Genomic DNA, 23,374 nt, shown 5'->3' with positions numbered 1-23,374 from the left:
TCGTTATTGGTAATTCGTGATTCGGAAAAGCGGGATTCGCATCGTCTTCGGCATTTACGAATCACCAATCACGAATCACCAATTACGGCGTCAATACACGCGTGCTTTCGGCGGCACCGCTTCGACTTCGTCGTCGAGGGTGTACATGTGCACCGGGCGGTAGTCGATGGTGGTCGTGCCGGCGTCGTCGAGCCAGCACAGCGTGTGCTTGTGCCAGTTCTCGTCGTCGCGGTCCGGGAAATCCTCGTGCGCGTGCGCGCCGCGGGATTCCTTGCGGTTCTCGGCCGAGACGATGGTCACCAGGGCCTGGCCCAGCAGGTTCTGCAGTTCGAGGGTCTCGACCAGATCCGAATTCCACACCATCGAGCGGTCGCTGACCTTGACGTCGGCGAACGAGGCATGGATCTCCTTGATCTTCTCCACGCCCTCGGCCAGCGTCTTGCTGGTGCGGAACACGGCGGCGTCGTTCTGCATCGTGCGCTGCATGTTGTCGCGGATCACCGAGGTCGGCGTGCCGCCGGTGGCGTTGCGCAGTGCATCGAGATTGGCGAGCGCCTTGTCGCAGGCATCCTTCGCGAGCGGCTTGTGCCGCGCGTTCGGCGTGATCGTCTCGGCGCAGCGGTTGGCGACCGCGCGGCCGAAGACCACCAGATCGAGCAGCGAGTTCGAGCCCAGACGGTTGGCGCCGTGCACCGACACGCAGGCGGCCTCGCCGATCGCGTACAGACCGGGCACGACCGCATCCGGATTGCCGTCCTTCAACTGCACGACTTCGCCGTGGTAGTTGGTCGGAATGCCGCCCATGTTGTAGTGGACCGTCGGAATCACCGGGATCGGCTGCTTCTCGACGTCGACGCCAGCGAAGATCCGCGCGCTCTCGGCGATGCCGGGGAGCTTCTCGTGGATTTCCTTCGGGTCGAGATGGGTCAGGTCCAGATGGATGTGGTCCTTGTGCTCGCCGACGCCGCGGCCTTCGCGGATTTCCATCGTCATCGAACGCGAGACGACGTCGCGCGAGGCGAGGTCCTTCGCATTCGGTGCGTAGCGTTCCATGAAGCGCTCGCCGTTAGCATTGCGCAGGATGCCGCCTTCGCCGCGCACGCCCTCGGTGATCAGGCAGCCCGCGCCGTAGATGCCGGTCGGGTGGAACTGCACGAACTCCATGTCCTGCAGACCGAGCCCGGCGCGCAGCGCCATGCCGCCACCATCGCCGGTGCAGGTATGGGCGGAGGTCGCGGAGAAGTACGCGCGGCCGTAGCCGCCGGTCGCCAGCACCACGCCCTGGGCGCGGAACAGGTGCAGCGTGCCCTCGGCCATGTCGAGTGCGAGCACGCCGCGGCAGGCGCCGTCCTCGTCCATGATCAGGTCGAGCGCGAAGTACTCGATGAAGAAGCGCGCATCGTGCTTGAGCGACTGCTGGTACAGCGTGTGCAGGATGGCGTGGCCGGTGCGGTCGGCCGCGGCGCAGGTGCGCTGCGCGATTCCCTTGCCGTAATGCGTGGTCATGCCGCCGAACGGGCGCTGGTAGATCTTGCCCTCTTCGGTGCGCGAGAACGGCACGCCCTGGTGCTCGAGCTCGATGATCGCGGGGATCGCTTCGCGGCACATGTACTGGATGGCGTCCTGGTCGCCCAGCCAGTCGGAGCCCTTGATCGTGTCGTAAAAGTGGAAGCGCCAGTCGTCCTCGCCCATGTTGGCGAGCGCGGCAGAGATGCCGCCCTGGGCCGCGACGGTGTGCGAACGGGTCGGGAACACCTTGGTCAGACACGCGGTCTGCAGGCCCTTGTGGGCCAGGCCGAAGGTCGCGCGCAGACCGGCGCCGCCGGCGCCGACGACGATCATGTCGTAGGTGTGTTCGGTGATCTTGTAAGCGTTGGTCATGTGGTTCTCAGCCCAGCAGTGCGATGCGCGCAATCGCGTACAGCGATGCGAGCGCGCCGGCGGCGCAGGCGAATGTGACGAGGAGCTGCAGGGTGATTTCCAGCGCGCGCTGGTGGATGTAATCCTCGATGATCACCTGCAGGCCGAGCTTGGCGTGCCAGAACATCGCGATCGCGAACAGCGCGAATGCGATTGCGTTGAACGGACGCGCGAGCACCGTGTGCACGGTCGCGAGGTCTGCGCCGGCCAGCGACACCAGCGTGCCGACGAACCACGCGACCAGCGGCACCAGCGCCACTGCGGTGACGCGCTGCCACCAGAAATGCCCGGTGCCGGTCTTGCCCGAGCCCAGGCCACGGGCACGGCCGACGGGCGTGCGGAAATCACGCGGACGCACGACGTCGTCCGATGCCTTGGTCTCGCTCATGCACCACCCCGCAACGCGATGAACCAGATCGCGGCGGTCAGCACGACGGCCAGCACGATCACGGTGTACCCGGAGCGATAGACCTCCGGAAGCTCGAAGCCCCAGCCTGCATCCCACATCAGATGGCGGATGCCGTTGAGCAGGTGGTAGACCAGTGCGAAGGAGACGGCGGCGAGTGCGAGCATGCCCAGCGGCGATGCGAGGCACGCGGCGGCCGATGCATAGGCTTCGCCGCCCTGGGCGACCGCGAGCAGCCACCAGGCAAGGCCGAAGGCGCCGATCGACGCGACGATGCCGGTGACCCGGTGCATCAGGGACATCACCGACGTGATCTGCAGGCGGTACAGCGTGCCCAGCATGAACGGTGAAAGGGGACGGTTGCGGTGTGCCATCGCTGGCTGCTCTCCTCGCTGGCGGCGTCTCGCCGCGTGGCTGATGGTGCGATTCCGCTCGTCAGACGCGACGCAACGGATCAGAAATCGATGCAACGCCCGTTTTTTTCCCAGTCGCCGTACCGCGTCGGCTCGGGGCCGTCACGGCCGCCGACTTCCGGCTCGGGTGCGGGAACCGGCATCGGCGCCTGCGGCGTCTCCGCGTCCTCGCCTATGATGTCGGGGTTGATCATCCGTTCAAGTCTAGTTCCCAGCCCCATGTCAGACAAGCCGCAGACTGCGTGCGACGCGCATTTCGCCCTTCCGGACATCGCCGTCGTGACCCTGTCCGGCCGCGATGCGATCCCGTTCGCGCAGGCCCAGTTCATGAGCGACGTCGCCGCACTCGACGACGGCCAATGGCACTGGAGCGGCTGGTTGACCCCGAAGGGCCGTGTGATCGCATTGTTCGCGGTCCTGCGTCGGGATAGCGAATCCCTTTACGTGCTGCTGCACGACGCGGATCCCGCGAGCTTCGTCTCATCCCTGCAACGCTTCGTCTTCCGCAGCAAGGTCGCCATCGGCGTCCATGGCGAATGTGTCGTCTCCGGAGCGCTGCGCGCGCCCGGGCTCGCGCGTGGCGACCGTGCCCATGTCGACGGCGATGTCATCGAACTGGATCTGGGCACCGACGACCGGCCGCGCACGCTGCGACTCGGGCCGATGACCGCGCCCGCCCCGTCCGATCCGGCCGCGCACGCACGCTGGCGGGCACTGGACATGGCCTTCGGCCTGCCGCGCCTGCCGGCCGACCAGGCCGACACCTGGACGCCACAGCAGCTGTCGCTTGACCGGCTGCGCGCCTTCAGCGTCCGCAAGGGCTGCTATCCGGGCCAGGAAATCGTCGCCCGCACACACTTCCTCGGCCAGGTCCGGCGTGGCCTGGTGGCCCTGCGCGCAGCGGAGGCGGCGGAGGCAGCGACGGTTGCAGGCGATGTCCAGCAGGACGGCCAGGTGATCGGACGCGTGGTCTGCGGATCGCAGGACATCCGGCTCGCTGTGCTACCGCTGGAGCGCGCCGGCACGCCGCTCGCGCTGGCGGGCGTGGACGTCAAGACCGTCGCCCTGCTCGACGGCCTGGCCCGCTGAACCGTCCCACGTGACGCACCGCCCGAGCAGTAACCCGGCGCAGGCGCGTCAGGTCGCTGCGAGCGCGCGTGCGGCCTCCACGATGTCGGCTTCGCCCGGAATCACCAGCAGCGCCGCACCGGCGAGTGGCGTGTAGGTGTCCGCGCCGACCACCCGGCGCAAGGGCGTTGCGCCCAGTCCGGCTTCGACGATCGCGGTGATGATGCCCTCGCCTACCCCGGCGCTGCGCCGGCCCTCGTCGACGACGAGGATGCGCGCGCATTCGGCCGCGTGGCGCGCAATGGCCGCCTCGTTGAGCGGCAACAGCCAGCGCAGGTCCACCACGCGCACCGACCAGCCGTGCTCGGCCTGGATCTCGCGCGCGGCGCGCAGGCTCATCGGCACGCCGTTGCCGAACGTCAGGATCAACAGATCCGACGCCGCATCGTCGTAGGTCCGGGGCTCGCCGAGCGCCAGCGCCTGGTCCGGCGGCGGATAGGCGGTGAGCCAGGCACCGTCGCCGGGGTACAGATCCTTGGTCATGTACAGCGCGATCGGCTCGAGCAGCGCACACACCCGGCCATCGACCTTGGCCAGCGCCATCAGCGTGCGCAACATCATCGCCGCGTCGTCGCCGCGCGAGGGGCAGCCGATCACCAGGCCGGGGATGTCGCGCAGCGCGGTGATCGAATTGTCGTTGTGGAAATGCCCGCCGAAGCCGCGCTGGTAGCCCAGCGACGCGATCCGCACCACCATCGGGTTGCGGTACTGGCCGTTGCTGAAGAACTGCAGGCTGGCCGCTTCGCCGCGGATCTGGTCGCAGGCGTTGTGGAAATACGCCAGGTACTGGATTTCCGGCATCGGCAGCAGGCCCATGTTCGCGTAGCCCTGGGCCATGCCGAGAATCATCGTCTCGTCGAGCAGCGTGTTGAACACGCGGCGGCCACCGAAGGCCTTCTGCAGGCCCTTGGTGACGGTGTAGACACCGCCCTTCTGCGCGACGTCCTCGCCGAACAGCAACGCCTCGGGATATTTCAGCAGCACGTCGTGCAGGGCCTGGTTGAGCTGGATCGCCAGATGCCGCGGCGGCTGTCGCTCCGGCAGGCGCGTGTCACCACCGAAGACGGCAGCGCGCGCATCCGCGTCCACGCAGCGCGTCGCCTCGGCCTCTACGGCCCCGGGCGAATACGGGGCCAGCGGTGCCACCACCTCGGCAAGCGAGCCGAGCCGCGGGCGTCGATCCGCGTCTTCGGCTGCAGCGAAACAACGCATCCGCGTCGCCTCGTACAGCGCCAGGATGTCGTCGGCCGACAGCAGACCCGATTCCAGTGCGATCGCGGCCGAGCGCAGCAGCGGATCGCTGGCCTCGACAGCGCACAGCTCGTCGAGCGCCCGCCACTCGATCTCGAAATCCGTACCCGCATGCCCCATCAACCGCGTCGTCCGAAGATGCAGGAACGTCGGGCGACGGCTGCGCCGGCAATGCGCGACCGCGCGTTGAACGTCGGCGAAACCCGCGGCGAGATCGAGCCCGTCGGCGGCGATGTAGTCCAGGCCCGCGCGCTGGGCGAAATTGCGCGCGATCCAGCCCTCGGGCGTCTTCACCGAGATGCCGATGCCGTTGTCCTCGCAGACGAACAACACCGGCGCCGGCAGGCCCTGGTAGGTGGCCCAGGCGGCGGCATTGAATGCGGTCTGCGCGGTCGCGTGGTTGCTCGATGCATCGCCGAACGAACACAGCACCACGCTGTCCTCGGGCACCGGCAGCGGCCGACCGATCCGCCGCGCATGCTCGATCGCCATCGCAGTACCCAGCGCCTTGGGCAGGTGCGAGGCGATCGTCGAGGTCTGCGGCAGCACCCACAGCGGCTTGCTGCCCCAGACCTTGTGCCGGCCGCCGCTGGCCGGATCGTCCGCGCTGGCGGCGAACGACAGCGCCGAATCCATGACCGGATCCATGCCCGGCAGCTTGCGGAAGCGTTCGGCCATGAAGCCGCCGCTGCGGTAGTGCAGGAACGCCGGATCGGTATGGCGCGTGGCACGCGCGACCATCGCGTTGCCCTCGTGGCCGCTGGAGCCGATCGTGTAGAAGACCTTGTTCTGCACACGCAGCACCCGTGCCATCAGATCGAGATGGCGGCTGATCAGCTGCGATTCGAACAGTTCGCGGAAACCGCGCGCATCGAGCGCGCTACCGTCGAGAATCCGCTCGTCGTCGGCGGGGGGCGAACGGCGCGGGCCGTCCCATTCGCGGACGAACTGCTGGAAATTCGCGTCGCAGATCTCGGCGCGGTTGAGGCCCTTCATGCGGGCCGGGATCGGGTCGGGAACGACTGCGAACATCGCGTCACCTTCAGTCAGTGGCCGCGAGCCTCGCGGCGTGTTCCGGCGCGGGCGCCGGCATGTCGATGAAACCCGGCGCCGCGCGCACGCGCGCGAGCCAGTCGCGCAGCGCGGGATACGGGGCCAGGTCGAAGCCGCCGTCGGGCGCGACGGCGGTGTACGCGAACAGTGCGATATCGGCGACGCCGTAGGCGCTGCCGGAAAACCATGCTGCGCCGCCGGCGAGGTGGCCGTCCATTACCGCCAGCGCGCGATGGCCGCGCGCCTGCAGCGCAGGCAGTTCCGTGCGACGTGGCGAATCGGGCTCGGTCCAGCCGCGGATGAAGCGCGCGACCGCGATCGCCGGCTCGTGGCTGTACTGCTCGAAGAACATCCAGCGCAGCGCCTGCGCGTGGTCCCAGGGATCGCTCGGCAACAGCGGCGTGCCGGCGGCGAGAAAGCACAGGATCGCGTTCGATTCGACCAGGATGCGGCCGTCGTCGAGCTCCAGCATCGGAACCTGGCCGATCGGATTCTTCGCCAGATAGTCCGGCGTGCGCGCAGCACCACGGCTGCTGTCGGTCTCGACCCACGTGTACGGGCGGCCCAGCTGCTCCATCAGCAGCCGGACCTTGTGGCAATTCCCGGAGGGCGAATAGCCGTAGAGGCGGGTCATCCGCGCCCCATCCTGCCCGCCCGCCACTGTGCACGTGTCTGCCCCCAGAGTTCGACCGCCACCCCGTCCGAGGGCGGTGGCAGGCGCACCGGCCCGCGCACGGTCGATCCCAGACGCTGCGCGACCTTTTGCGAAGCCACGTTCTCCGGCGCGATGCAGTGCACGATCTCGTCCCAGTCGAGCGTATCGAACGCCCAGTCGATCGCCGCCACGGCCGATTCGAGCGCGTACCCCTGCCCCCAGGCATCGGGATGGAAGACGTAGCCGATCTCGTTGCCGGGCCAGCCTTCGGGTCGCCAGGGACCGGCCTGGCCGACCCAGCGCCCACTCGCGGTCTCGATGACCGAAAACATCGCGAAGCCCTGCAGCAACCACGCACCCGGCATCTGCAGGAAGCGTCGCCAGGCACCGGCGCGCGGCAGATGGCCACCGATGTGGCGCGCGGCCACGGGATCGCCGATCACCTCGGCATAGCGCTCGAAATCCTCGACCTGGGGAACCCGCAGCGTGAGGCGCTCCGTATGCAGGATGGGCGTGGTCAACGCGGCGTCCTCGTGCCGGCTCGGCTCACACGCTGCCGGCCTTTTCGATGACCAGGATGCGCGCTTCGCCCAGGGGGTGGGCGACATGGGCGTCACCGGCGCCGGCGTGGAACAGATCGCCCACACCGAGGATCACGGCGTGTTCGACGCCGGCCTCCCGGTAGCGCATCTCGACACGACCATCGAGCACCGCGAACACCTCCTCACCATCGTTGACGTGCCAGCGGTAGGGCTGGTCGGTCCAGTGCAGGCGCACGCTCGCGCCTTCGATGGCGGCGATGTCGAGCGCACCCCAAGCCCGATCCGCAGTGAATTCGCTGGAACGCACGGTGCGCATGATCACGATCTCAGAAGGCGTTGATGCCGGTCAGTTCACGCCCGACCACGAGCTGATGCACGGTCTCGGTGCCCTCGTAGGTGATCACCGATTCGAGGTTGAGCGCGTGGCGGATCGGGCTGTGTTCGGTGGTGATGCCGGCGCCGCCGAGCAGGTCGCGCGCCTCACGCGCAATATCGATCGCCATGCGGCAGTTGTTCCACTTCGCGAGGCTCACCTGCGTGGGCTGCATGTTGCCCGCGTCCTTCAAACGACCGAGTTGCAGCGACAGCAGCTGCGCCGTCGTGATGCGGCGCGCCCAGTCGGCCATCTTGATCTGCGCACTCTGGGTCGCCGCGACCGGGCGCTCGAACAGGATGCGCTCCTTCGAATAGTTCAGCGCCTCGTCGAGACAGGCGATGGCCGCGCCGATCGGCCCCCAGGTGATCCCGTAGCGCGCTTGCGTCAGGCAGCCCAGCGGCCCCTTCAGGCCTTTGACGTTCGGCAGGCGGTTCGCCTCCGGCACGCGCACACCGTCGAAGTACAGCGCGCTGGTCACCGACGCGCGCAGGCTCATCTTGTGCTTGATCTCCTGCGCGGTGAAACCGGCGAAGTCCTTCTCGACCAGGAAGCCCTGGATGCCGTCGTCGGTCTGCGCCCAGACGATCGCGACGTGGGCCAGATTGCCGCTGGTGATCCACATCTTGGAGCCGTTGAGCACCCAGTCGTCGCCGTCGCGTTTCGCATGGGTCTTCATGTTCGCCGGATCCGAGCCGCCGTGCGCTTCGGTCAGGCCGAAGCAGCCGATGACCTCCCCCTTGGCCATGGCCGGCAGCCAGCGTCGGCGCTGTTCCTCGCTGCCGTAGGCGAAGATCGGATACATGCACAGCGAGGACTGCACGCTGGCGAAGCTGCGCAGCCCGGAGTCCCCGCGCTCAAGTTCCTGGCAGATCAGGCCGTAGCTGACCGAATTGAGGCCGGCGCAGCCGTAGTCCTCCGGCAACGTCGCACCGAGCAGGCCGAGGCCAGCCATCTCGGGGATCAGCTCGTTCGGGAATCGCGCCCGGTCGAAACAGTCGCCGATGATCGGCAGCACCCGCTCGTCGGTGAAGCGCGCCACCGCGTCCTGGACCGCACGCTCCTCATCGCTGAGCAGCGAACGCACGTCGTAGAGGTCGTAGGGATGCAGGGCCATGGCGCTTCGATCCGACGGGGTGCCGTCCATTCTAGCGACCGCCGCCCGGGTGGCGTGGAGCACTGCAACAAAAGACGGGCCGGCAAACGCCGGCCCGTCGAGGGAGTCACATGGCGCGGACGCGCGCTCAGCCGCGCTCGGGCGCGTCGTCGATCGCCGCGGTCATGATCCGGCCGTTGACCACAGGCAGGCGCTCGCCCGGGTCGTCCTGCATCCGGATGGTGCGCTCGCTGCCGTCGTAGCGGTAGGTCACGTCGTAGCCGATGGTCTTCTGCTCGTCGCCGAGCAGGATGCGGTTGCCGGGCTTGCTGTCGGTGCGCATCGACCCCGTCGTGCCGTCCGGATTGCGATAGGTGACGTTGTAGGCCACCACGCGCGAGGACTGCGACGAATCCTGGACGGTGCGGCACTGGCGGTCCACCCGCTCGACCACCCGCCCGCCGACATGGTTGCGGTCGATCCGGTTGCCGACGTAGCCGCCCGTCGCGGCGCCGGCGACGGTCGCGACCTTGCGACCGTTGCCACCACCGATCTGGTTGCCGACCAGGCCGCCGATCAAGGCACCAGCCACGGTGCCGCCGACGTTGCCGTCGCGCTCCGGCAGACGTTCCTGCACCACCACGTCCTCGCACACTTCACGCGGCGAGGTGCTGGTCATGGTCTCGCGCACCGGATCGGTGCCGAGCACGGTCGCGAAGACCTGACCGGATTCGGTCACGGGCCGTACCGCGAGGACATCCGCGTATTCCAGCGCGTCGGCCGGCGCATCGATCGGCTCGCCGGTCACGGCGTCGACGGTCAGCGCGGCCTCCGGCGAAGCGACATCCGCACGCGGCGCCGCATCGCGGCTGTTGTGGTAGGCGCCAACGGCCACGCCGCCGACGAGCAGCGAAGCCAGTGCGATCGCAAGAGTGTTGCCTTTCATATGATCTCCTTTCGGCCGCTGCGGCCAGTCGTGCTGTCGGAGCCGATTGCAGCACTCCCAAGCTGAATACAGGCCGGCAATTGCGCTGCCAGGCTGACGCGGCGTTAAACATTCCGACGCTGGGCGTCCATTCCGCCACCGCGTGCTAGCGTGCCGGCATTGCATCCGATCGAGGGTTTCCGATGCGCAGTGTCTTCTCTGCTCCGCTGATCGCCTGGCTCTCGCGACTGAGCTATCCGCGCCTGTTCGTCGTCATCGCGACGCTGTTCGGCATCAATCTGTTGATTCCGGATCCGATCATCCTGGTCGACGAGGTCCTGCTGGGTCTTGCGACGGTCATGCTGGCCAAGCGCAAGCGCGAGCCGAAACCAGCCAAGACCGCCAGTCGCGCGCCGATCGACGGTGACGCGCGGCGATCCTGATCCGTACATGGACGCGGCAGCTCCACCCTTGCGGCTGGTCGACAGCCATTGCCACCTCGATGTCGCGCAATTCGATCCGGATCGCGATGCCGTGCTGGCGCGCGCACGCGCCGGAGGGGTCGTCGCGCACGTGGTGCCGGCCACGCACCGTGGCGGCTGGTCGAAGCTGGGTGGCCTCTGTGAGGCGCAGCCCGACTTGCATCCGGCCTGGGGTCTGCACCCGATGTTTCTGGCCGACCATGCGCCCGACGATCTCGACCGACTGGACGACCGCATCCGCACGCAACGCCCGGTGGCGATCGGCGAATGCGGCCTGGACCTGTTCGTCGACGGCCTGGACCCCGATGTGCAGGCTGTCTACTTCGAGGGCCAGCTCCGGCTCGCGCGCGCCCACGACCTCCCGGTCATCGTCCATGCCCGCCGCGCCGTCGATCAGGTGATCGCCGCACTCCGGCGCTTCGACGGCATCCGCGGCGTGGTGCACAGTTTCAGTGGCAGCCCGCAGCAGGCGCGTCGGCTGTGGGACCTGGGCATCCATGTCGGCATCGGGGGACCGGTGACCTACGACCGCGCGCAACGCCTGCATCGCCTGGTCGCCGGACTTCCGGCCGATCAACTGCTGCTGGAAACCGATGCGCCGGACCAGCCCGGCAGCGCCCACCGCGGTGCGCGCAACGAGCCCGCCTACCTGGTCGGCATCTGCGAGGCGATTGCCGGCCTGCGCGCGGAAGACCCCGCTGCCCTCGCCGCGCAGACCACGCGCAACGCCGCCCGCCTGTTCGGCCTGCCACTGGGCTGAGGCCTGCGCGCCCGGCGCACTTCCGAACGAGCGCGTTCGACAGGTTCAGTCCGGTGTGCGCTCGGGCTTGAGCAGGATCTCGATCGCCTTGCCGACTGCGGCGAACGCGAATGCGCCGGTGATGTGGGTCGCGGCACCGAGGCCGCTGCCGCAATCCAGATTCAGGGCAGCATCCGGCCCGAGCTGCGGACGCAGGCCGCACACGGTGCCGTCGGCCTGCGGATAGCGCACGTTCTCGAGCGAATAGATCGCCGGCACGCCGAAGTACCGCTTCGCGCTCTTCGGGAAATTGAACTCGGCGCGCAGTTTCTTGCGGATCAGCGCGAGCATCGCGTCATGCTCGGTGCGCGACAGATCGCGCACCCGCACCAGCGTCGGATCGATCCGTCCACCTGCGGCGCCGACCGTGATCACCGGCCGCTTGCGGCGCCGGCACCAGGCGATCAGTTCGACCTTGCTGCGGAAACTGTCGCAGGCGTCCACAACGAGGTCGTAGCCTCGGTCGAGCATCTCGTCGAGGTTCGCGGGCGTGACGAACGCCTCGAGCGCATGCACCGTCATCGACGGGTTGATCGCGCGGCAGCGCTCGGCCATGGCCAGGGCCTTGCTGCGGCCGTACTGGCCTTCGACCGCCGGCAGTTGGCGGTTGGTGTTCGAGACGCAGATGTCGTCGGCGTCGATCAGGGTCAGCGTGCCCACCCCGGTGCGCGCCAGTGCCTCGGCCACCCAGGACCCCACGCCGCCGAGGCCGACGATCGCCACATGCCGATCGAGCAGGCGCGCGACCGTGCCCTGCCCGTACAGGCGTTCGATCCCGGAAAAGCGTGCGCGTGCGTCTTCGTCCATGCGCCAATTCTAGCGGGCACGCGGATCACGCATGCTAAGGTCGCGCGGCGTTCCATCCCCTGCAAGGCGCATGTCGACACCCGACCGGACACGACCGCAACCGCCCTCCGCCGCCGCTCGCTATGCGGTGGTGTTCGTCATCGGGATGGTGACCGGCCTGTTCGCACTCGTCGTCGTACTGCGTGCGATCGAGGGCCAGCGGACCTGGGAAGACCACTACCCGCGCGCGGTGATGCAGCTCTACCAGGCGCAGATGGCCCAGCTCTCGGCGCACCGTTCGGCCGGGCGCTGCGCGTCGAGCAGCAGCCTGGGTCAGCTGCAGACGATGCGGGCCCTGTCCAACGACCTGGAACGCGCATTTCCCGAACTGAGCGACCACCGCGGCTTCGTCGCCCATGCGACGCAGACGCGACAGACGCTCGACGCGGCGCTGTCGCAGCCGCCCGACACCTGCGATGCCCTGGAATCGACCCAAGGTGCCGTAGAGGCCACCTGTCGCGATTGCCATCGCGACTTCAGGGGTTGAGGCGGGCAACCCGCGGCCGTCGGTCTGAATCGCAACTGCATCATCCGGTCGCCGATGGGATTCTGCTGAACGAATTGCTGCGCCGTTCACACATGGCTGCATAGCGTGGCCGGTGTCGGGCAAGCGCCCGCGCGCCTGGCCCCAGGCTGAGACAGCACCGGAGGAATGCCCCATGAAACAAGGTCTGCTTGCAACCGCGGCCATCGCCGCATCACTCGCCCTCGCCGGCTGCGCCACCTCGCCCGGCTACGGCAACAGTGGCTATGGCAATAGTGGCTATGGCGGTGGCTACAACAACCGTCCGGCGAACTGCTATGACTGCGGCACCGTGACGCGCATCGAAGCCGTCGGCGGCAACACCAATCCCAACATTGCAGGCCCGCTGATCGGCGGCGTCGTCGGCGCGGTCGCTGCCAAGGAACTCGCACGTCGCAACACCGACAGTTCGGGTCGCCGCAACGTCGCGATCGGCGCGGGTGCCGTCGGCGGCGCGGTGGCCGGGAACGCCATCCAGAACCGGGTCGAAGGCAGCGGACAGTACAACGTCCATGTGCGCATGCAGGACGGCCGCACCACGGTCGTGTCGCAGAGTGATCTGGGCGGCATCCAGGAAGGCGCGTACGTGCGCGTGCAGAACGGGCGCGCCTACGTCTACTGAGTGACCCGCACCTGCTCAAAAAAAACCCGGCCGCGAGGCCGGGTTTTTCATGTCTGTGCGGACGGCCCTGAAATCAGAGCGGCGTCACCGCGTCGGCCTGCAGACCTTTCTGCCCCTGGACGACTTCGAACTCGACCTTCTGTCCTTCCTGGAGGCTCTTGAAGCCGGTGCCCTGGATGGCGCGGAAATGCACGAAGACGTCTTCGCCGCTTTCGCGACTGATGAAGCCAAACCCCTTGGCATCATTGAACCACTTCACCACACCTTGTTCGCGAGCTGCCATGTTGCTCTCTCTCCCTGGAACTGTTCGATGTTTCGATCGATGAAACGCCTGTCAGGCGGCTGGTTGCAAGGAGAACACGGGTGCGACGATGCAGCGGACCGGTGGGACGAGCCAACACGAATCTACTCACGCAGGGTCACGAATCACGGTGACCTTGACAAACACAGCGACTGCAAAGTACCCCGGCATTTATGAAAATGCAATCCAGTTACCGATCCTCGATCCAGCCCTTCCGGCGCCCGCAGACGGGCCCGTCCGCATGGAGATGACCGGGCTGTTCTACGTCCTCGCGGCGCTGCTGATGCTGGTGGGAATCGCCGGCGTGGTCTTGCCCGCGCTGCCAGGGCTGCCGCTACTGTTCGCCGGCATGCTGCTGGCGGTCTGGGCCGATGGCTTCGAGCGGGTCGGCACGCTGTCGCTGATCGCGCTGGGCGCGATGACGGCCGTGTCGTTCGTCGTCGATTTCTGGGCGACCGCAGTCGGAGCCCAGCGCGTGGGCGCGAGTCGTCTGGCCCTGGTCGGCGCGGTGGTCGGCACCTTCGTCGGCCTGTTCTTCGGCTTGCCCGGCTTGTTCGCCGGCCCCTTCGTGGGCGCCGTCGTCGGCGAACTGATCAGCCGACGCAACCTGCGCCCATCAGACCTCGGCCAAGCGACCCGCGTGGGGGTCGGCACCTGGGTCGGCATCGCGCTCGGCGTGGCACTCAAACTCGCGCTCGCGGTGCTGATGTTGGCGGTGTTTGCGCTGGCGTGGTGGTTCTGACGTGACAATGGCGCCATGTCGAACCCGCCCCGATCCCGCATGAGCGCACTGCCGAGGTCCGAATCCAGGTGCAGGCGCCCCGCGCTGTACATCGCCGCCGCACTGCTGCTCGCACTGTTCGCGCTCGGCGTGCCGCAGGCATCGGCCGCGGCCCCGGCACCTGTCGTCCAGACGCCGGCGGCTGCGGAGACCGCGCCGCCGGTCGAGGTGGACGTGGATGTGCGCGGACGATTCGACGCCGTCTACGACGAGATCCGCGAGCGCACCGTACGGATGATCGCGCATCTGCCTCTGCTGCTCGCGGCCATCGTGATCGTGCTGCTCGCCGCCCGGCTGGGCCGTCTGGTGTCGCAGCGCCTGCACTGGCTGCGTCTGCGCACGCGCAACCCCTACCTCGACGGGCTCATGCGCCGCGTCGTCCACGGCGTGATCCTGGTCGCGGGCGTCCTGGTCGCACTGGACCTGCTCAATGCCACGGCGCTGGTCGGCGCCCTGCTCGGCTCGGCCGGGGTCTTCGGGCTCGCATTGGGCTTCGCGTTCAAGGACATCGCCGAGAACTACATCGCCGGCATCCTGCTGAGCCTGCGCCGACCGTTCTCGCCGGGCGACACGGTCCGCATCGACAGTTACGAAGGCAAGGTGGCCGCGCTCAGTGCCCGCGACATGGTGCTGGTGACGATGGACGGCAATGAGCTGCGGCTGCCGAACGCGCTGGTGTTCAAGGCCGTGCTGCTGAATTTCAGCAGCAACCCGAGGCGCCGGTTCGAGTTCACCTTCAATGTCGACGCCAGCCAGTCGATCCGCAAGGCGCAGGACATCGCACTGGCGGAAATCGCCGGCATTGAAGGTGTGCTGGCCGATCCGGCGCCGTCGTGGAGCGTCGTCGAGTTCGGCAGCGCGGGGACCGTGTTGCGGTTTTTCGGCTGGATCGACCAGCGCCAGTCGGACCTGGGCAAGACGCGCAGCGAAGCCATCCGCCTGGTCAAGGGCGCGTTCTGGCGCGCCGGCATCGAAGGGCCGCGGACCACGAATCACGTGGTCTTGTCACGCGCTGTCGATGATGGCGCACCGCCCCGCGGCGCGGACCTGGAACCGGCCACCAGCATCGGCGTCGATACCTCGGTCAACCGGGATATCGACCGCCAGGTCGCCGATGTCCAGAACAGCGATCAGAATCTGCTCAACCCCAAGGAATCGACCCCATGACACTCTCCCGCGCCTGCCTGCCGCTCGCGCTCGCCGGCGCCTCCGCGGCCGCGTTCGCCCAGACGGCACCCTCGGCGCCAGCCAGCCTCGAGGCCTGCCTCGCGATCGAGAACGACGCCCAGCGTCTCGCCTGCTTCGATCTGGCGACCGGCCGCCAGGCGCGCCCACCCGAAATCGCCGACATCGAGGCCGCCGAGGCTCGCGCGCTGCGCGCGAACCCGGCCGTGCGTGCGGATGCGATGGCCGAAGTGCCGCGCGGAAGCAGCCTCTACTCCCACGATGGCCAGGGCCGGCTGAGCGACGCGATCGCCAATGCAGGCCAGGGCTCGCTGCTGGATACGCGCTGGGAGCTGGCCAAGGATTCGAAGCTCGGCATCTTCAACCTGCGCGCCTACAAGCCGGTCTACCTGCTGCCCGCGTTCTGGAGCTCGAACGTCAACCAGGCGCCGACGTCGCCGAACCCCGACAACACCGTTCTCACGCCGCAGGGCCTCGACAGCCTGGAAGCCAAGTTCCAGCTGAGCTTCAAGACCAAGGCGGTCGAGAATCTGTTCGGCACCAATGGCGACATCTGGATGGGCTACACCCAGAGCTCGCGCTGGCAGGTCTACAACACCGACGAGTCGCGTCCGTTCCGCGAGACCAACTACGAACCCGAAGTGCTGATGGTGTTCCGCAACGCCTATGGTCTTCCCGGCGGCTGGCACGGCCGGATGGCCGCGATCGGCATCAACCACCAGTCGAACGGACGCGGTGATCCGCTGTCGCGCAGCTGGAACCGGGTGATGTTCAATTTCGGCTTCGACCGCGAGGACTGGGCGCTGATGGTGCGCCCGTGGGTCCGGCTGTCGGATGGCAACGATGACGACAACCCGGACATCGAGGACTACATGGGCCGTGGCGACGCGACGCTCACCCATGTCCGCGGTGATCACGAGTTCTCGCTGATGGCCCGGCACACGCTGCGCGGTGGCGACCGGTCGCGCGGGGCGCTGCAGTTCGACTGGGGCTTCCCGATCCATCGCAACTTCCGCGGCCATGTGCAGGTGTTCAACGGCTACGGCGAGAGCCTGATCGACTACAACCACAAGGCCACCTACGTGGGCCTGGGAATCTCTCTGCTCGAGTGGTTCTGAGCCGCACCCGGCATTGACCGGGGCGACAGCGCCGCCGTTCCCCCGCCGGGAACGACGGCGCGATTTGGCCGTATGCTTCCGCGGCCCCTGGACCGGAACGCTGTATGGACACTGCCACCGCTCGCCCTCGCCGTTCCTTTTTCGCCTACGCCTCGGCCCTGTTGGGGCTGCTCAGCGTATTCGGCGTGGTCTGCTTCCATTTCCCGGAACTGCTGACCAGCCGCGAGTTCCGGGCGGTCTACAACGAAGGCTTCGCCCGCCACCTGCTGCTGGTGGGACTGGTCGCGGCCTTCATCCTCGGTACGCTGGCGATCCTGCGTGATCGCAACAAGCGCATCGCGGCGGTCGGGGTCGGCAGCGCGACGCTCGCGGTACTGCTCGGTGGCACCAACGTGCAATTCGACGGCATCGGCGCGACACCCTACTCGCTCGGTCTCGACTGGTTCGTGATCTCGCTGTTCTTTTCGGCATTGGTGTTCGTGCCGCTGGAGCGCTACCTCGGCAAGCGCCGCATGTCGCCGCTGCGCCGCGGCTGGCGAACGGATATGACCTACTTCTTCATGAGCCACGTGCTGGTGCAGTTCATCCTGATCCTGGTGACCGCCTCCACCTCGACGATCGCCGGTTTGGCGGCGTTTCCCGCGCTCAAGGATGCGATCCAGTCGCTGCCGGTCTGGGCCCAGTTCCTGATCGCGGTGTTCGTCGCCGACATGGCGCAGGCCCTGCTGCATCGCGCGTATCACAACGTGCCGTGGCTCTGGCGCTTCCACGCCGTGCACCATTCCAGTCGCGAAATGGACTGGCTGGCCGGCTCACGCATCCACTTCGTCGAGATCGTGCTCACGCGCAGCATCGTACTGCTGCCACTGCTCGTGCTCGGTTTTTCGACGGCGGCGGTCAATGCCTATGTGATCCTCGTGGGCCTGCAGGCGGTGGTCGCCCACGCCAACATCGGCGTGCGCTTCGGCTGGCTCGAATACCTGCTCGTGCTGCCGCGCTACCACCACTGGCACCACGCGCGGCAGCAGGACTACATCGACGTCAACTACGCGATCCACCTGCCGCTGGTCGACATGCTGATGGGCACGTTCAAGCTGCCGCGCGACCAGGCGCAGTGGCCCGAGGAATACGGCGTCATGAAACTGGAGACCGTGCCGCAGGGCATTCTCAAACAGCACCTGATGCCGTTCCGCGGCAGGAAGACCTTCGACGACTACGTCGATTGATGGCCCGACCCGCGATGGCAGGTCACGCAGACTGGACCGCGGGCCGAGCTTCGCTCAGGTCCAGTCGCTGATGCCTTCGCGCCGATAGGTCTCGTGGAACGACGGCAGGGTCTTCATCAAGCCTGCCAGGGTTGCCAGTTCGGGCCAGCTGTCCGCCGGCCGGGGCATGCTGCGCGACCAGCGCATCAGCATCGTCAGCAGGAAATCGGCCGCCGAGCGCTGCGCGCCCAGCAGGTAGGGCCCGCCGGTGCGCAGATGATCCGCCACCTGCTGCCAGGCCTGTTCGATCTTGACGCGCGCCTGGCGCTGCGCGGCGTCCGCATATGCCTCGCCGGCAGGTTCTCCGGGATAGAACCAGTCGCGATAGGCCGGCTGCAGGGTATTGGCGCAGAAGAACATCCAACGGTAGTACTGCGCACGCGCGGGGCTTCCCACCGGCGGGGCCAAGCCGGCGTCGGGATGGCGATCGGCGAGCTGCAGAACGATCGCGGCGGCTTCGGTGATGACCTCGCCATCGACGACCAGCGTCGGCACGCGGCCGGCCGGATTGAGCGCCAGATAATCAGCCGACGTCTGCTCGCGCCTGTCGAAATCCAGCATCTGCAATGCATGGGGCACATCGAGTTCGATCAGCAGCCAGTGGACCACCAGCGATGCGGTGCTCGGAGCACCGTAGAGCACGACGGACATGACGATCTCCGATCTGGAACTTGAAGGCGCCGCCGGCCTCGCGGCTGGCAGCGCGCCTGGATCAGGCGATCTCGACCACTGGAATCCCGCCGATGCGCGCCTTCCACTCGCGCGGCCCGGTCTCGTGCACTGATGTGCCGGCCGAATCGACGGCGACGGTCACCGGCATGTCCTGCACTTCGAATTCGTAGATCGCTTCCATGCCGAGGTCCTCGAACGCGAGCACCTTCGCCGCCTTGATCGCCTTCGACACCAGATACGCCGAGCCGCCGACCGCCATCAGATACACCGACCGGTGCTTCTTGATCGCCTCGATCGCGGTCGGGCCACGCTCGGCCTTGCCGACCATGCCCAGCAGGCCGGTCTGTTCGAGGATCTGGTCGGTGAACTTGTCCATGCGCGTCGCGGTGGTCGGGCCGGCGGGGCCGACCACTTCGTCGCGCACCGGATCGACCGGCCCGACGTAATAGATGAAGCGGCCCTTGAGATCGACCGGCAGCGTCTCGCCGCGGTTGAGCATCTCGACCATGCGCTTGTGCGCAGCGTCGCGACCGGTCAACAGCTTGCCGCTCAGCAGCAGCACCTCACCCGGCTTGAAGGTCGTGACCTCTTCGGGGGTGATCGTGTCGAGATCGACGCGGCGCGCGCCGGTCGGGTTGTAGGTCAGCTCCGGCCAGTCGGCGAGCGACGGCGGATCGAGCATCACCGGGCCGCTGCCATCGAGCGTGAAATGCGCGTGGCGCGTGGCCGCGCAGTTCGGGATCAGCGCGACCGGCAGATTGGCCGCGTGGGTCGGGAAATCCTTGACCTTGATGTCGAGCACCGTGGTCAGGCCGCCCAGGCCCTGCGCGCCGATGCCGAGCGCGTTGACCTTGTCGTAGAGCTCCAGCCGCAGTTCCTCGGCGCGGTTCGACGCGCCGCGGGCCTGCAGCTCGACGATGTCGATCGGCTCCATCAGCGCTTCCTTGGCCAGCAGCATCGCCTTCTCGGCGGTGCCGCCGATGCCGATGCCGAGCATGCCCGGCGGGCACCAGCCCGCGCCCATCGTCGGCACGGTCTTGAGCACCCAGTCGACGATCGAATCCGACGGGTTGAGCATCGCGAACTTCGACTTCGCCTCCGAGCCGCCGCCCTTGGCCGCGACGATCACATCGACCGTATTGCCCGGCACGATCTTGACGTTGACCACGCCGGGCGTGTTGTCCTTGGTGTTGATGCGCTTGCCGGCCGGATCGGCCAGCACCGAGGCGCGCAGCTTGTTGTCCGGGTGGTTGTACGCGCGGCGCACGCCTTCGTGGACCATGTCTTCCACGCCCATCGTCGCGTCGTCCCAGCGCACCGACATGCCGACTTCGAGGAAGACGGTGACGATGCCGGTGTCCTGGCAGATCGGCCGGTGGCCTTCGGCACACATGCGCGAATTGATCAGGATCTGCGCGATCGCGTCCTTCGCGGCCGGCGAGGCCTCGCGCTCGTAGGCGGCGGCAAGGTTCTTGATGTAGTCGACCGGGTGGTAGTAGCTGATGTACTGCAGCGCGTCGGCGATGGACTGGATGAAATCGTCCTGGCGGATCGACACGGGGGGCGCGGACACCTGGGATACGGAATGGCTGGCGGTCACGGCGGGCTCGACGGCTGGCGGAAAACCCGCACATTCTAGGCCATCCGGGCGGGCGCCCGGTCCGGGGACGACGTGCCGGACCGTTGCGCCGGAGCGCACAATGCGCCGATGGAAACCCTTGTTCTGGTGCTCGATCTCATCGGCACCTTCGTCTTCGCCCTCAGCGGCGCGATGCTCGGCGTGCGCCGCCGTCTGGATCTGTTCGGCGTGCTGGTGCTGGCGTTCGCAGCGGCCACGGCCGGGGGCATGACCCGCGACGTGCTGATCGGCGCGACCCCGGTCGCCGCGCTCAGCGACTGGCGTTACCCGGCGATCACGCTGGCGGCCGGCGTGATCAGCTTCGCCTGGGCGCCGCTGATCGAGCGGCTGCAGCAGCCGGTCCGGATGTTCGATGCGATGGGGTTGGCGCTGTTCGCCGTCGCAGGCACGCAGAAGGCGCTGGATTTCGGCGTGCCGCCGCCGATGGCGGCCGGCCTGGGCATGCTCACCGGCATCGGCGGCGGCATCGCCCGCGACGTGTTGCTCGCGCAGGTGCCGCTGGTCCTGCGCGCCGAACTCTATGCGGTCGCGGCGCTGGCCGGCGCGGCCGTGGTCGCCACGGGCCACTGGCTGCAATGGCCGCCGATGCCCTGCGCGATCGCAGGCGCCCTGCTGTGCTTCGGCCTGCGGATGATGGCCCTGCGCTTCGGCTGGCATCTGCCGGTGGCGCTGCAGTCCGGCGGTGATGGCGAACCGCCCGATGCCATGCGCTGACGGTCGCAGTCGTCTGCCACGCGCCCGCATACGATAGCGCCCATGTCGACACCTGCCCCCACGCGCGCCGCCGCCAACGCGCAGCGCCCGAGCCTGCGCGAACGCTTCGACGCGATGCGCAACCTGCGCCCGTTCCTGAAGCTGATCTGGCAGACCAGCCCCGGCCTGACGCTGACCAGCCTGGGCCTGCGGTTGATCCGCGCGTTCCTGCCGGTGGTGATGCTCTACATCGGCAAGCTGATCATCGACGAGGCGATCCGGCTGGTCGGCGCGGGCGTCGCCTTCGACGATCTCGCCACCGCCTGGAAGGGCGGCGCGCTGGATCATCTGGCCTGGCTGCTGGCGCTGGAATTCGGCCTGGCGATCGGCTCCGATCTGCTCGGCCGGATGGTCAGCTACGCCGACAATCTACTGTCGGAACTGTTCACCAACGCGACCAGCGTGCGGCTGATGGAACACGCGGCGACGCTCGATCTCGAGGATTTCGAAGATCCCGAGCTGCAGGACAAGCTCGACCGTGCGCGCCGCCAGACGATGGGCCGCATGAACCTGATGGGCCAGCTGTTCGGCCAGGTGCAGGACGCGATCACGGTGGTGAGTTTCGCGATCGGCCTGATGGTCTACGCGCCGTGGCTGATCCTGCTGCTGGCGATTGCGCTGATCCCGGCCTTCATCGGCGAATCGCACTTCAACGCGCTCGGCTACACGCTCAACTTCCAGTGGACGCCCGAGCGCCGCCAGCTCGAATACGTGCGCCAGACCGGCGCGAGTCTGGATACCGCGAAAGAGGTCAAGATCTTCGGCCTGCACCGGTTCCTGATCGACCGCTACCGCACGCTTGCCGACGGCTTCTTCCTGGCCAACCGCTCGCTGGCGCGACGGCGCGCGATCTGGGGCACGCTGCTGGCCGCGCTGGGCACGCTGGGCTACTACGTCGCCTACGCCTACATCGCCTGGCGCACGGTGCGCGGCGATTTCACGATCGGCGATCTGACCTTCCTCGCCGGCAGCTTCCGCCGCCTGCGCCAGCTCTTGGAAAGCCTGCTGGTCGGGTTCTCGCAGGTCGCCGGCCAGGCGCTGTATCTCGACGATCTGTTCTCGTTCTTCGCGATCGAACCCGAGATCACGTCACCCGCCGATCCGGTGCCGTTCCCGCAGCCGATCCGCGACGGCTTCACGTTCGAGAACGTGGGCTTCCGTTATCCGGGTGCCGAGCGCTGGGCGGTGCGCCATCTCGATTTCACCCTGAGGGCCGGCGAAGTGCTGGCTCTGGTCGGCGAGAACGGCGCCGGCAAGACCACGCTGGTGAAGCTGCTGGCGCGGCTCTACGATCCCGACGAGGGCCGCATCCTGCTCGACGGCCGCGACCTGCGCGAGTACGACCTCGACGCGCTGCGCGCGAACACCGGCGTGATCTTCCAGGACTTCGTGCGCTACCACCTGACCGCCGGCGAGAACATCGGCGTCGGCCGCATCGAGGCGATGGGTGACACCGCGCGGATCGAGGACGCTGCACGCCGCTCGATGGCCGACGACCTCATCGCCGGCCTGCCCGGCGGCTATGCGCAGCTGATCGGCCGGCGTTTCAAGAGCGGCGTCGACCTGTCGGGCGGGCAATGGCAGAAAATCGCGATCGCCCGCGCGTACATGCGCGAGGCGCAGGTGATGATCCTCGACGAGCCGACCGCGGCGCTGGATGCGCGCAGCGAATACGAGGTGTTCCGGCGCTTCAAGGAACTGTCGGAACGGCGCACCGCGGTGCTGATTTCGCACCGCTTCTCCAGCGTGCGCATGGCCGACCGCATCCTCGTGCTCGAGCAGGGCCGCATCGAGGCCAGCGGCACCCACGCCGAACTGATGGCGCAGCGCGGGCGGTATGCGGAACTGTTCGAACTGCAGGCGGCGGGGTATCGGGATCCCTGAGTCCAGGGGGTGTGGCGTACTGGCTGCACCGACACGCTGCCGGCTTTGGTTTTAGCTCCAGCTCTTGCTCTGGCATCCGCCTCTCGGCTTTTGGCTTTGGCTTTGGCTTTGGCTTCGGCTCTGGCTCTGGCTCTGGCTTCGGCTTCGGCTTCGGCTTCGGCTTCGGCTTCGGCTTCGGCTTCGGCTTCGGCTTTCAGCCCTTGATCTTTCGAGCCGTTAAGCGAGCCGAGCACCGGAGTCTGACGCGGCCGAAGAGCAGCCCATGTCTGAGCGAAGCGAGTTTGGGCTGCGTGCCGCGTCAGGCGAGGAGCGGAGGGAACCGGCGCGGCGCAGCCGCGTCGGCTCGCGCCCGGCGAAGGGACTTTTTGGTTCCTTTTTGGTCCTTCAAAAAGGAACTCGCACGCGGCAGCGGGCGAAAGCCGTGCATTTGCTTTGCTTTGCTTCGTTCACCCGCTGGCGCCCGATTCCAATAATTCGCGAAGAACAGAGCTTCCGCGCTGTTCGCGCGGCTTACTTTTGTCTTGTCAAAAGTAAGCAAAACCGCCATCCCCGGACGCGATCCGCCGCGATACAGCCGCGGCGGGCCCCTGCGCTTCTCGGGCGACCGGGCACGCAGCCCAAACTCGCTGCGCTCAAACATGGGCTGCTCTTCGGCCCCGCCGCCCTGCGATGCTCGGCTCGCTTTACGGCTCGAACATCACAAGCCGAGGCCAAAGCAAAAGCCAAAGCAAAGCCGGAGCCG

At 67.7% G+C, this 23,374-nt stretch carries 25 protein-coding genes; 11 read left to right on the top strand and 14 right to left on the bottom strand.

The genetic code is table 11. The annotated features are described in order from the left end of the window. Positions 1-90: 90 nt before the first annotated feature. The 4 genes from sdhA to ACF3M1_RS07735 form a co-directional block, all read right to left on the bottom strand. A complete protein-coding gene (gene sdhA / locus ACF3M1_RS07750) occupies positions 91-1,881 on the bottom strand; it encodes a succinate dehydrogenase flavoprotein subunit (RefSeq protein WP_394004994.1) in 1,791 nt (596 codons plus the stop codon). 7 nt (positions 1,882-1,888) lie between these two features. After that, on the bottom strand, positions 1,889-2,308 hold the full coding sequence (gene sdhD, locus ACF3M1_RS07745; RefSeq protein ID WP_394004993.1) for a succinate dehydrogenase, hydrophobic membrane anchor protein: 420 nt from the start codon (positions 2,306-2,308) through the stop codon (positions 1,889-1,891). Continuing rightward, positions 2,305-2,700, bottom strand: a complete 396-nt coding sequence (gene sdhC, locus ACF3M1_RS07740; RefSeq protein WP_394004992.1) for a succinate dehydrogenase, cytochrome b556 subunit — start codon at positions 2,698-2,700, stop codon at positions 2,305-2,307. The genes sdhD and sdhC overlap by 4 nt, the downstream gene beginning before the upstream one ends. Positions 2,701-2,780: 80 nt before the next feature. Continuing rightward, positions 2,781-2,933 carry a DUF1674 domain-containing protein gene (locus tag ACF3M1_RS07735; RefSeq protein ID WP_394004991.1) on the bottom strand — a complete coding sequence of 51 codons (153 nt, stop codon included), beginning with the start codon at positions 2,931-2,933 and terminating at the stop codon, positions 2,781-2,783. Between ACF3M1_RS07735 and ACF3M1_RS07730 the strand changes: the two genes are divergently transcribed. Then, on the top strand, positions 2,926-3,828 hold the full coding sequence (locus ACF3M1_RS07730) for a YgfZ/GcvT domain-containing protein (protein WP_394004990.1): 903 nt from the start codon (positions 2,926-2,928) through the stop codon (positions 3,826-3,828). The genes ACF3M1_RS07735 and ACF3M1_RS07730 overlap by 8 nt on opposite strands. 48 nt (positions 3,829-3,876) lie before the next feature. Here ACF3M1_RS07730 and ACF3M1_RS07725 read toward each other — a convergent pair whose 3' ends face one another. The 6 genes from ACF3M1_RS07725 to ACF3M1_RS07700 form a co-directional block, all read right to left on the bottom strand. After that, positions 3,877-6,150: a thiamine pyrophosphate-dependent enzyme gene (locus ACF3M1_RS07725; RefSeq protein WP_394004989.1), complete on the bottom strand. Its 2,274-nt coding sequence runs from the start codon at positions 6,148-6,150 to the stop codon at positions 3,877-3,879. A gap of 10 nt (positions 6,151-6,160) precedes the next feature. Next, entirely contained in the window at positions 6,161-6,805 is a 645-nt protein-coding gene (locus ACF3M1_RS07720; RefSeq protein WP_394004988.1) for a glutathione S-transferase family protein, read from the bottom strand. After that, on the bottom strand, positions 6,802-7,347 hold the full coding sequence (locus tag ACF3M1_RS07715) for a GNAT family N-acetyltransferase (protein WP_394004987.1): 546 nt from the start codon (positions 7,345-7,347) through the stop codon (positions 6,802-6,804). The genes ACF3M1_RS07720 and ACF3M1_RS07715 overlap by 4 nt, the downstream gene beginning before the upstream one ends. Positions 7,348-7,372: 25 nt before the next feature. Beyond that, on the bottom strand, positions 7,373-7,684 hold the full coding sequence (locus ACF3M1_RS07710) for a mannose-6-phosphate isomerase (protein ID WP_394004986.1): 312 nt from the start codon (positions 7,682-7,684) through the stop codon (positions 7,373-7,375). Positions 7,685-7,694: 10 nt separating this feature from the next. After that, entirely contained in the window at positions 7,695-8,858 is a 1,164-nt protein-coding gene (locus ACF3M1_RS07705) for an acyl-CoA dehydrogenase family protein (RefSeq protein WP_394004985.1), read from the bottom strand. Positions 8,859-8,985: 127 nt separating this feature from the next. After that, complete coding sequence (locus ACF3M1_RS07700; RefSeq protein WP_394004984.1) at positions 8,986-9,783, bottom strand: glycine zipper 2TM domain-containing protein; 798 nt, start codon at positions 9,781-9,783, stop codon at positions 8,986-8,988. A gap of 182 nt (positions 9,784-9,965) precedes the next feature. Here ACF3M1_RS07700 and ACF3M1_RS07695 point away from each other — a divergent pair, with 182 nt between their 5' ends. Both ACF3M1_RS07695 and ACF3M1_RS07690 read left to right on the top strand, forming a co-directional pair. Continuing rightward, the gene (locus tag ACF3M1_RS07695; protein WP_394004983.1) at positions 9,966-10,205 is read left to right on the top strand and encodes a DUF6116 family protein; all 240 of its coding nucleotides are present in this window, start codon (positions 9,966-9,968) and stop codon (positions 10,203-10,205) included. A 7-nt stretch (positions 10,206-10,212) separates the two neighbouring features. Further along, a complete protein-coding gene (locus tag ACF3M1_RS07690; protein ID WP_394004982.1) occupies positions 10,213-11,004 on the top strand; it encodes a TatD family hydrolase in 792 nt (263 codons plus the stop codon). A gap of 45 nt (positions 11,005-11,049) precedes the next feature. On the opposite strand, the gene ACF3M1_RS07685 is transcribed toward ACF3M1_RS07690, so the two are convergent. Next, positions 11,050-11,850 carry a ThiF family adenylyltransferase gene (locus tag ACF3M1_RS07685; RefSeq protein ID WP_394004981.1) on the bottom strand — a complete coding sequence of 267 codons (801 nt, stop codon included), beginning with the start codon at positions 11,848-11,850 and terminating at the stop codon, positions 11,050-11,052. Between the two features lie 70 nt (positions 11,851-11,920). On the opposite strand from ACF3M1_RS07685, the gene ACF3M1_RS07680 reads away from it, so the two are divergent. Next, positions 11,921-12,376, top strand: a complete 456-nt coding sequence (locus ACF3M1_RS07680) for a hypothetical protein (protein WP_394004980.1) — start codon at positions 11,921-11,923, stop codon at positions 12,374-12,376. A gap of 172 nt (positions 12,377-12,548) precedes the next feature. Continuing rightward, positions 12,549-13,034, top strand: a complete 486-nt coding sequence (locus ACF3M1_RS07675; RefSeq protein WP_394004979.1) for a peptidoglycan-associated outer membrane lipoprotein precursor — start codon at positions 12,549-12,551, stop codon at positions 13,032-13,034. 73 nt (positions 13,035-13,107) lie between these two features. Here the strand turns inward: ACF3M1_RS07675 and ACF3M1_RS07670 are convergent, their stop codons facing one another. Further along, positions 13,108-13,317, bottom strand: a complete 210-nt coding sequence (locus ACF3M1_RS07670) for a cold-shock protein (protein WP_096210538.1) — start codon at positions 13,315-13,317, stop codon at positions 13,108-13,110. A gap of 259 nt (positions 13,318-13,576) precedes the next feature. On the opposite strand from ACF3M1_RS07670, the gene ACF3M1_RS07665 reads away from it, so the two are divergent. From ACF3M1_RS07665 to ACF3M1_RS07650, 4 genes are all read left to right on the top strand, one after another. After that, on the top strand, positions 13,577-14,077 hold the full coding sequence (locus tag ACF3M1_RS07665; protein WP_394004978.1) for a DUF456 domain-containing protein: 501 nt from the start codon (positions 13,577-13,579) through the stop codon (positions 14,075-14,077). 39 nt (positions 14,078-14,116) lie between these two features. Then, the gene (locus ACF3M1_RS07660) at positions 14,117-15,283 is read left to right on the top strand and encodes a mechanosensitive ion channel family protein (protein WP_394004977.1); all 1,167 of its coding nucleotides are present in this window, start codon (positions 14,117-14,119) and stop codon (positions 15,281-15,283) included. Further along, complete coding sequence (locus tag ACF3M1_RS07655) at positions 15,280-16,419, top strand: phospholipase A (RefSeq protein WP_394004976.1); 1,140 nt, start codon at positions 15,280-15,282, stop codon at positions 16,417-16,419. The genes ACF3M1_RS07660 and ACF3M1_RS07655 overlap by 4 nt, the downstream gene beginning before the upstream one ends. Positions 16,420-16,580: 161 nt before the next feature. Beyond that, the gene (locus tag ACF3M1_RS07650; protein ID WP_394004975.1) at positions 16,581-17,645 is read left to right on the top strand and encodes a sterol desaturase family protein; all 1,065 of its coding nucleotides are present in this window, start codon (positions 16,581-16,583) and stop codon (positions 17,643-17,645) included. Between the two features lie 54 nt (positions 17,646-17,699). Here the strand turns inward: ACF3M1_RS07650 and ACF3M1_RS07645 are convergent, their stop codons facing one another. Both ACF3M1_RS07645 and ACF3M1_RS07640 read right to left on the bottom strand, forming a co-directional pair. Then, positions 17,700-18,335, bottom strand: a complete 636-nt coding sequence (locus tag ACF3M1_RS07645; protein WP_394004974.1) for a glutathione S-transferase family protein — start codon at positions 18,333-18,335, stop codon at positions 17,700-17,702. Between the two features lie 61 nt (positions 18,336-18,396). Beyond that, entirely contained in the window at positions 18,397-19,914 is a 1,518-nt protein-coding gene (locus ACF3M1_RS07640) for a fumarate hydratase (protein WP_394005212.1), read from the bottom strand. A 150-nt stretch (positions 19,915-20,064) separates the two neighbouring features. On the opposite strand from ACF3M1_RS07640, the gene ACF3M1_RS07635 reads away from it, so the two are divergent. Further along, a complete protein-coding gene (locus tag ACF3M1_RS07635; protein ID WP_394004973.1) occupies positions 20,065-20,709 on the top strand; it encodes a trimeric intracellular cation channel family protein in 645 nt (214 codons plus the stop codon). A 42-nt stretch (positions 20,710-20,751) separates the two neighbouring features. After that, the gene (locus tag ACF3M1_RS07630; protein WP_394004972.1) at positions 20,752-22,632 is read left to right on the top strand and encodes an ABC transporter ATP-binding protein; all 1,881 of its coding nucleotides are present in this window, start codon (positions 20,752-20,754) and stop codon (positions 22,630-22,632) included. The last annotated feature ends 742 nt before the right edge of the window (positions 22,633-23,374 follow it).

The sequence above is a fragment of the Luteimonas sp. WGS1318 genome, from assembly GCF_043187535.1.
GTDB lineage: Bacteria > Pseudomonadota > Gammaproteobacteria > Xanthomonadales > Xanthomonadaceae > Luteimonas.
This window is presented reverse-complemented; position numbering and strand designations above follow the sequence as displayed.

Bases quoted from the DNA above. Each gene is read 5' to 3' on its own strand.
- sdhA (WP_394004994.1), bottom strand. From the start codon at position 1,881: ATGACCAACGCTTACAAGATCACCGAACACACCTACGACATGATCGTC.
- sdhD (WP_394004993.1), bottom strand. From the start codon at position 2,308: ATGAGCGAGACCAAGGCATCGGACGACGTCGTGCGTCCGCGTGATTTC.
- sdhC (WP_394004992.1), bottom strand. From the start codon at position 2,700: ATGGCACACCGCAACCGTCCCCTTTCACCGTTCATGCTGGGCACGCTG.
- ACF3M1_RS07735 (WP_394004991.1), bottom strand. From the start codon at position 2,933: ATGATCAACCCCGACATCATAGGCGAGGACGCGGAGACGCCGCAGGCG.
- ACF3M1_RS07725 (WP_394004989.1), bottom strand. From the start codon at position 6,150: ATGTTCGCAGTCGTTCCCGACCCGATCCCGGCCCGCATGAAGGGCCTC.
- ACF3M1_RS07720 (WP_394004988.1), bottom strand. From the start codon at position 6,805: ATGACCCGCCTCTACGGCTATTCGCCCTCCGGGAATTGCCACAAGGTC.
- ACF3M1_RS07710 (WP_394004986.1), bottom strand. From the start codon at position 7,684: ATGCGCACCGTGCGTTCCAGCGAATTCACTGCGGATCGGGCTTGGGGT.
- ACF3M1_RS07705 (WP_394004985.1), bottom strand. From the start codon at position 8,858: ATGGCCCTGCATCCCTACGACCTCTACGACGTGCGTTCGCTGCTCAGC.
- ACF3M1_RS07700 (WP_394004984.1), bottom strand. From the start codon at position 9,783: ATGAAAGGCAACACTCTTGCGATCGCACTGGCTTCGCTGCTCGTCGGC.
- ACF3M1_RS07695 (WP_394004983.1), top strand. From the start codon at position 9,966: ATGCGCAGTGTCTTCTCTGCTCCGCTGATCGCCTGGCTCTCGCGACTG.
- ACF3M1_RS07690 (WP_394004982.1), top strand. From the start codon at position 10,213: ATGGACGCGGCAGCTCCACCCTTGCGGCTGGTCGACAGCCATTGCCAC.
- ACF3M1_RS07685 (WP_394004981.1), bottom strand. From the start codon at position 11,850: ATGGACGAAGACGCACGCGCACGCTTTTCCGGGATCGAACGCCTGTAC.
- ACF3M1_RS07680 (WP_394004980.1), top strand. From the start codon at position 11,921: ATGTCGACACCCGACCGGACACGACCGCAACCGCCCTCCGCCGCCGCT.
- ACF3M1_RS07675 (WP_394004979.1), top strand. From the start codon at position 12,549: ATGAAACAAGGTCTGCTTGCAACCGCGGCCATCGCCGCATCACTCGCC.
- ACF3M1_RS07670 (WP_096210538.1), bottom strand. From the start codon at position 13,317: ATGGCAGCTCGCGAACAAGGTGTGGTGAAGTGGTTCAATGATGCCAAG.
- ACF3M1_RS07665 (WP_394004978.1), top strand. From the start codon at position 13,577: ATGGAGATGACCGGGCTGTTCTACGTCCTCGCGGCGCTGCTGATGCTG.
- ACF3M1_RS07660 (WP_394004977.1), top strand. From the start codon at position 14,117: ATGAGCGCACTGCCGAGGTCCGAATCCAGGTGCAGGCGCCCCGCGCTG.
- ACF3M1_RS07655 (WP_394004976.1), top strand. From the start codon at position 15,280: ATGACACTCTCCCGCGCCTGCCTGCCGCTCGCGCTCGCCGGCGCCTCC.
- ACF3M1_RS07645 (WP_394004974.1), bottom strand. From the start codon at position 18,335: ATGTCCGTCGTGCTCTACGGTGCTCCGAGCACCGCATCGCTGGTGGTC.
- ACF3M1_RS07635 (WP_394004973.1), top strand. From the start codon at position 20,065: ATGGAAACCCTTGTTCTGGTGCTCGATCTCATCGGCACCTTCGTCTTC.
- ACF3M1_RS07630 (WP_394004972.1), top strand. From the start codon at position 20,752: ATGTCGACACCTGCCCCCACGCGCGCCGCCGCCAACGCGCAGCGCCCG.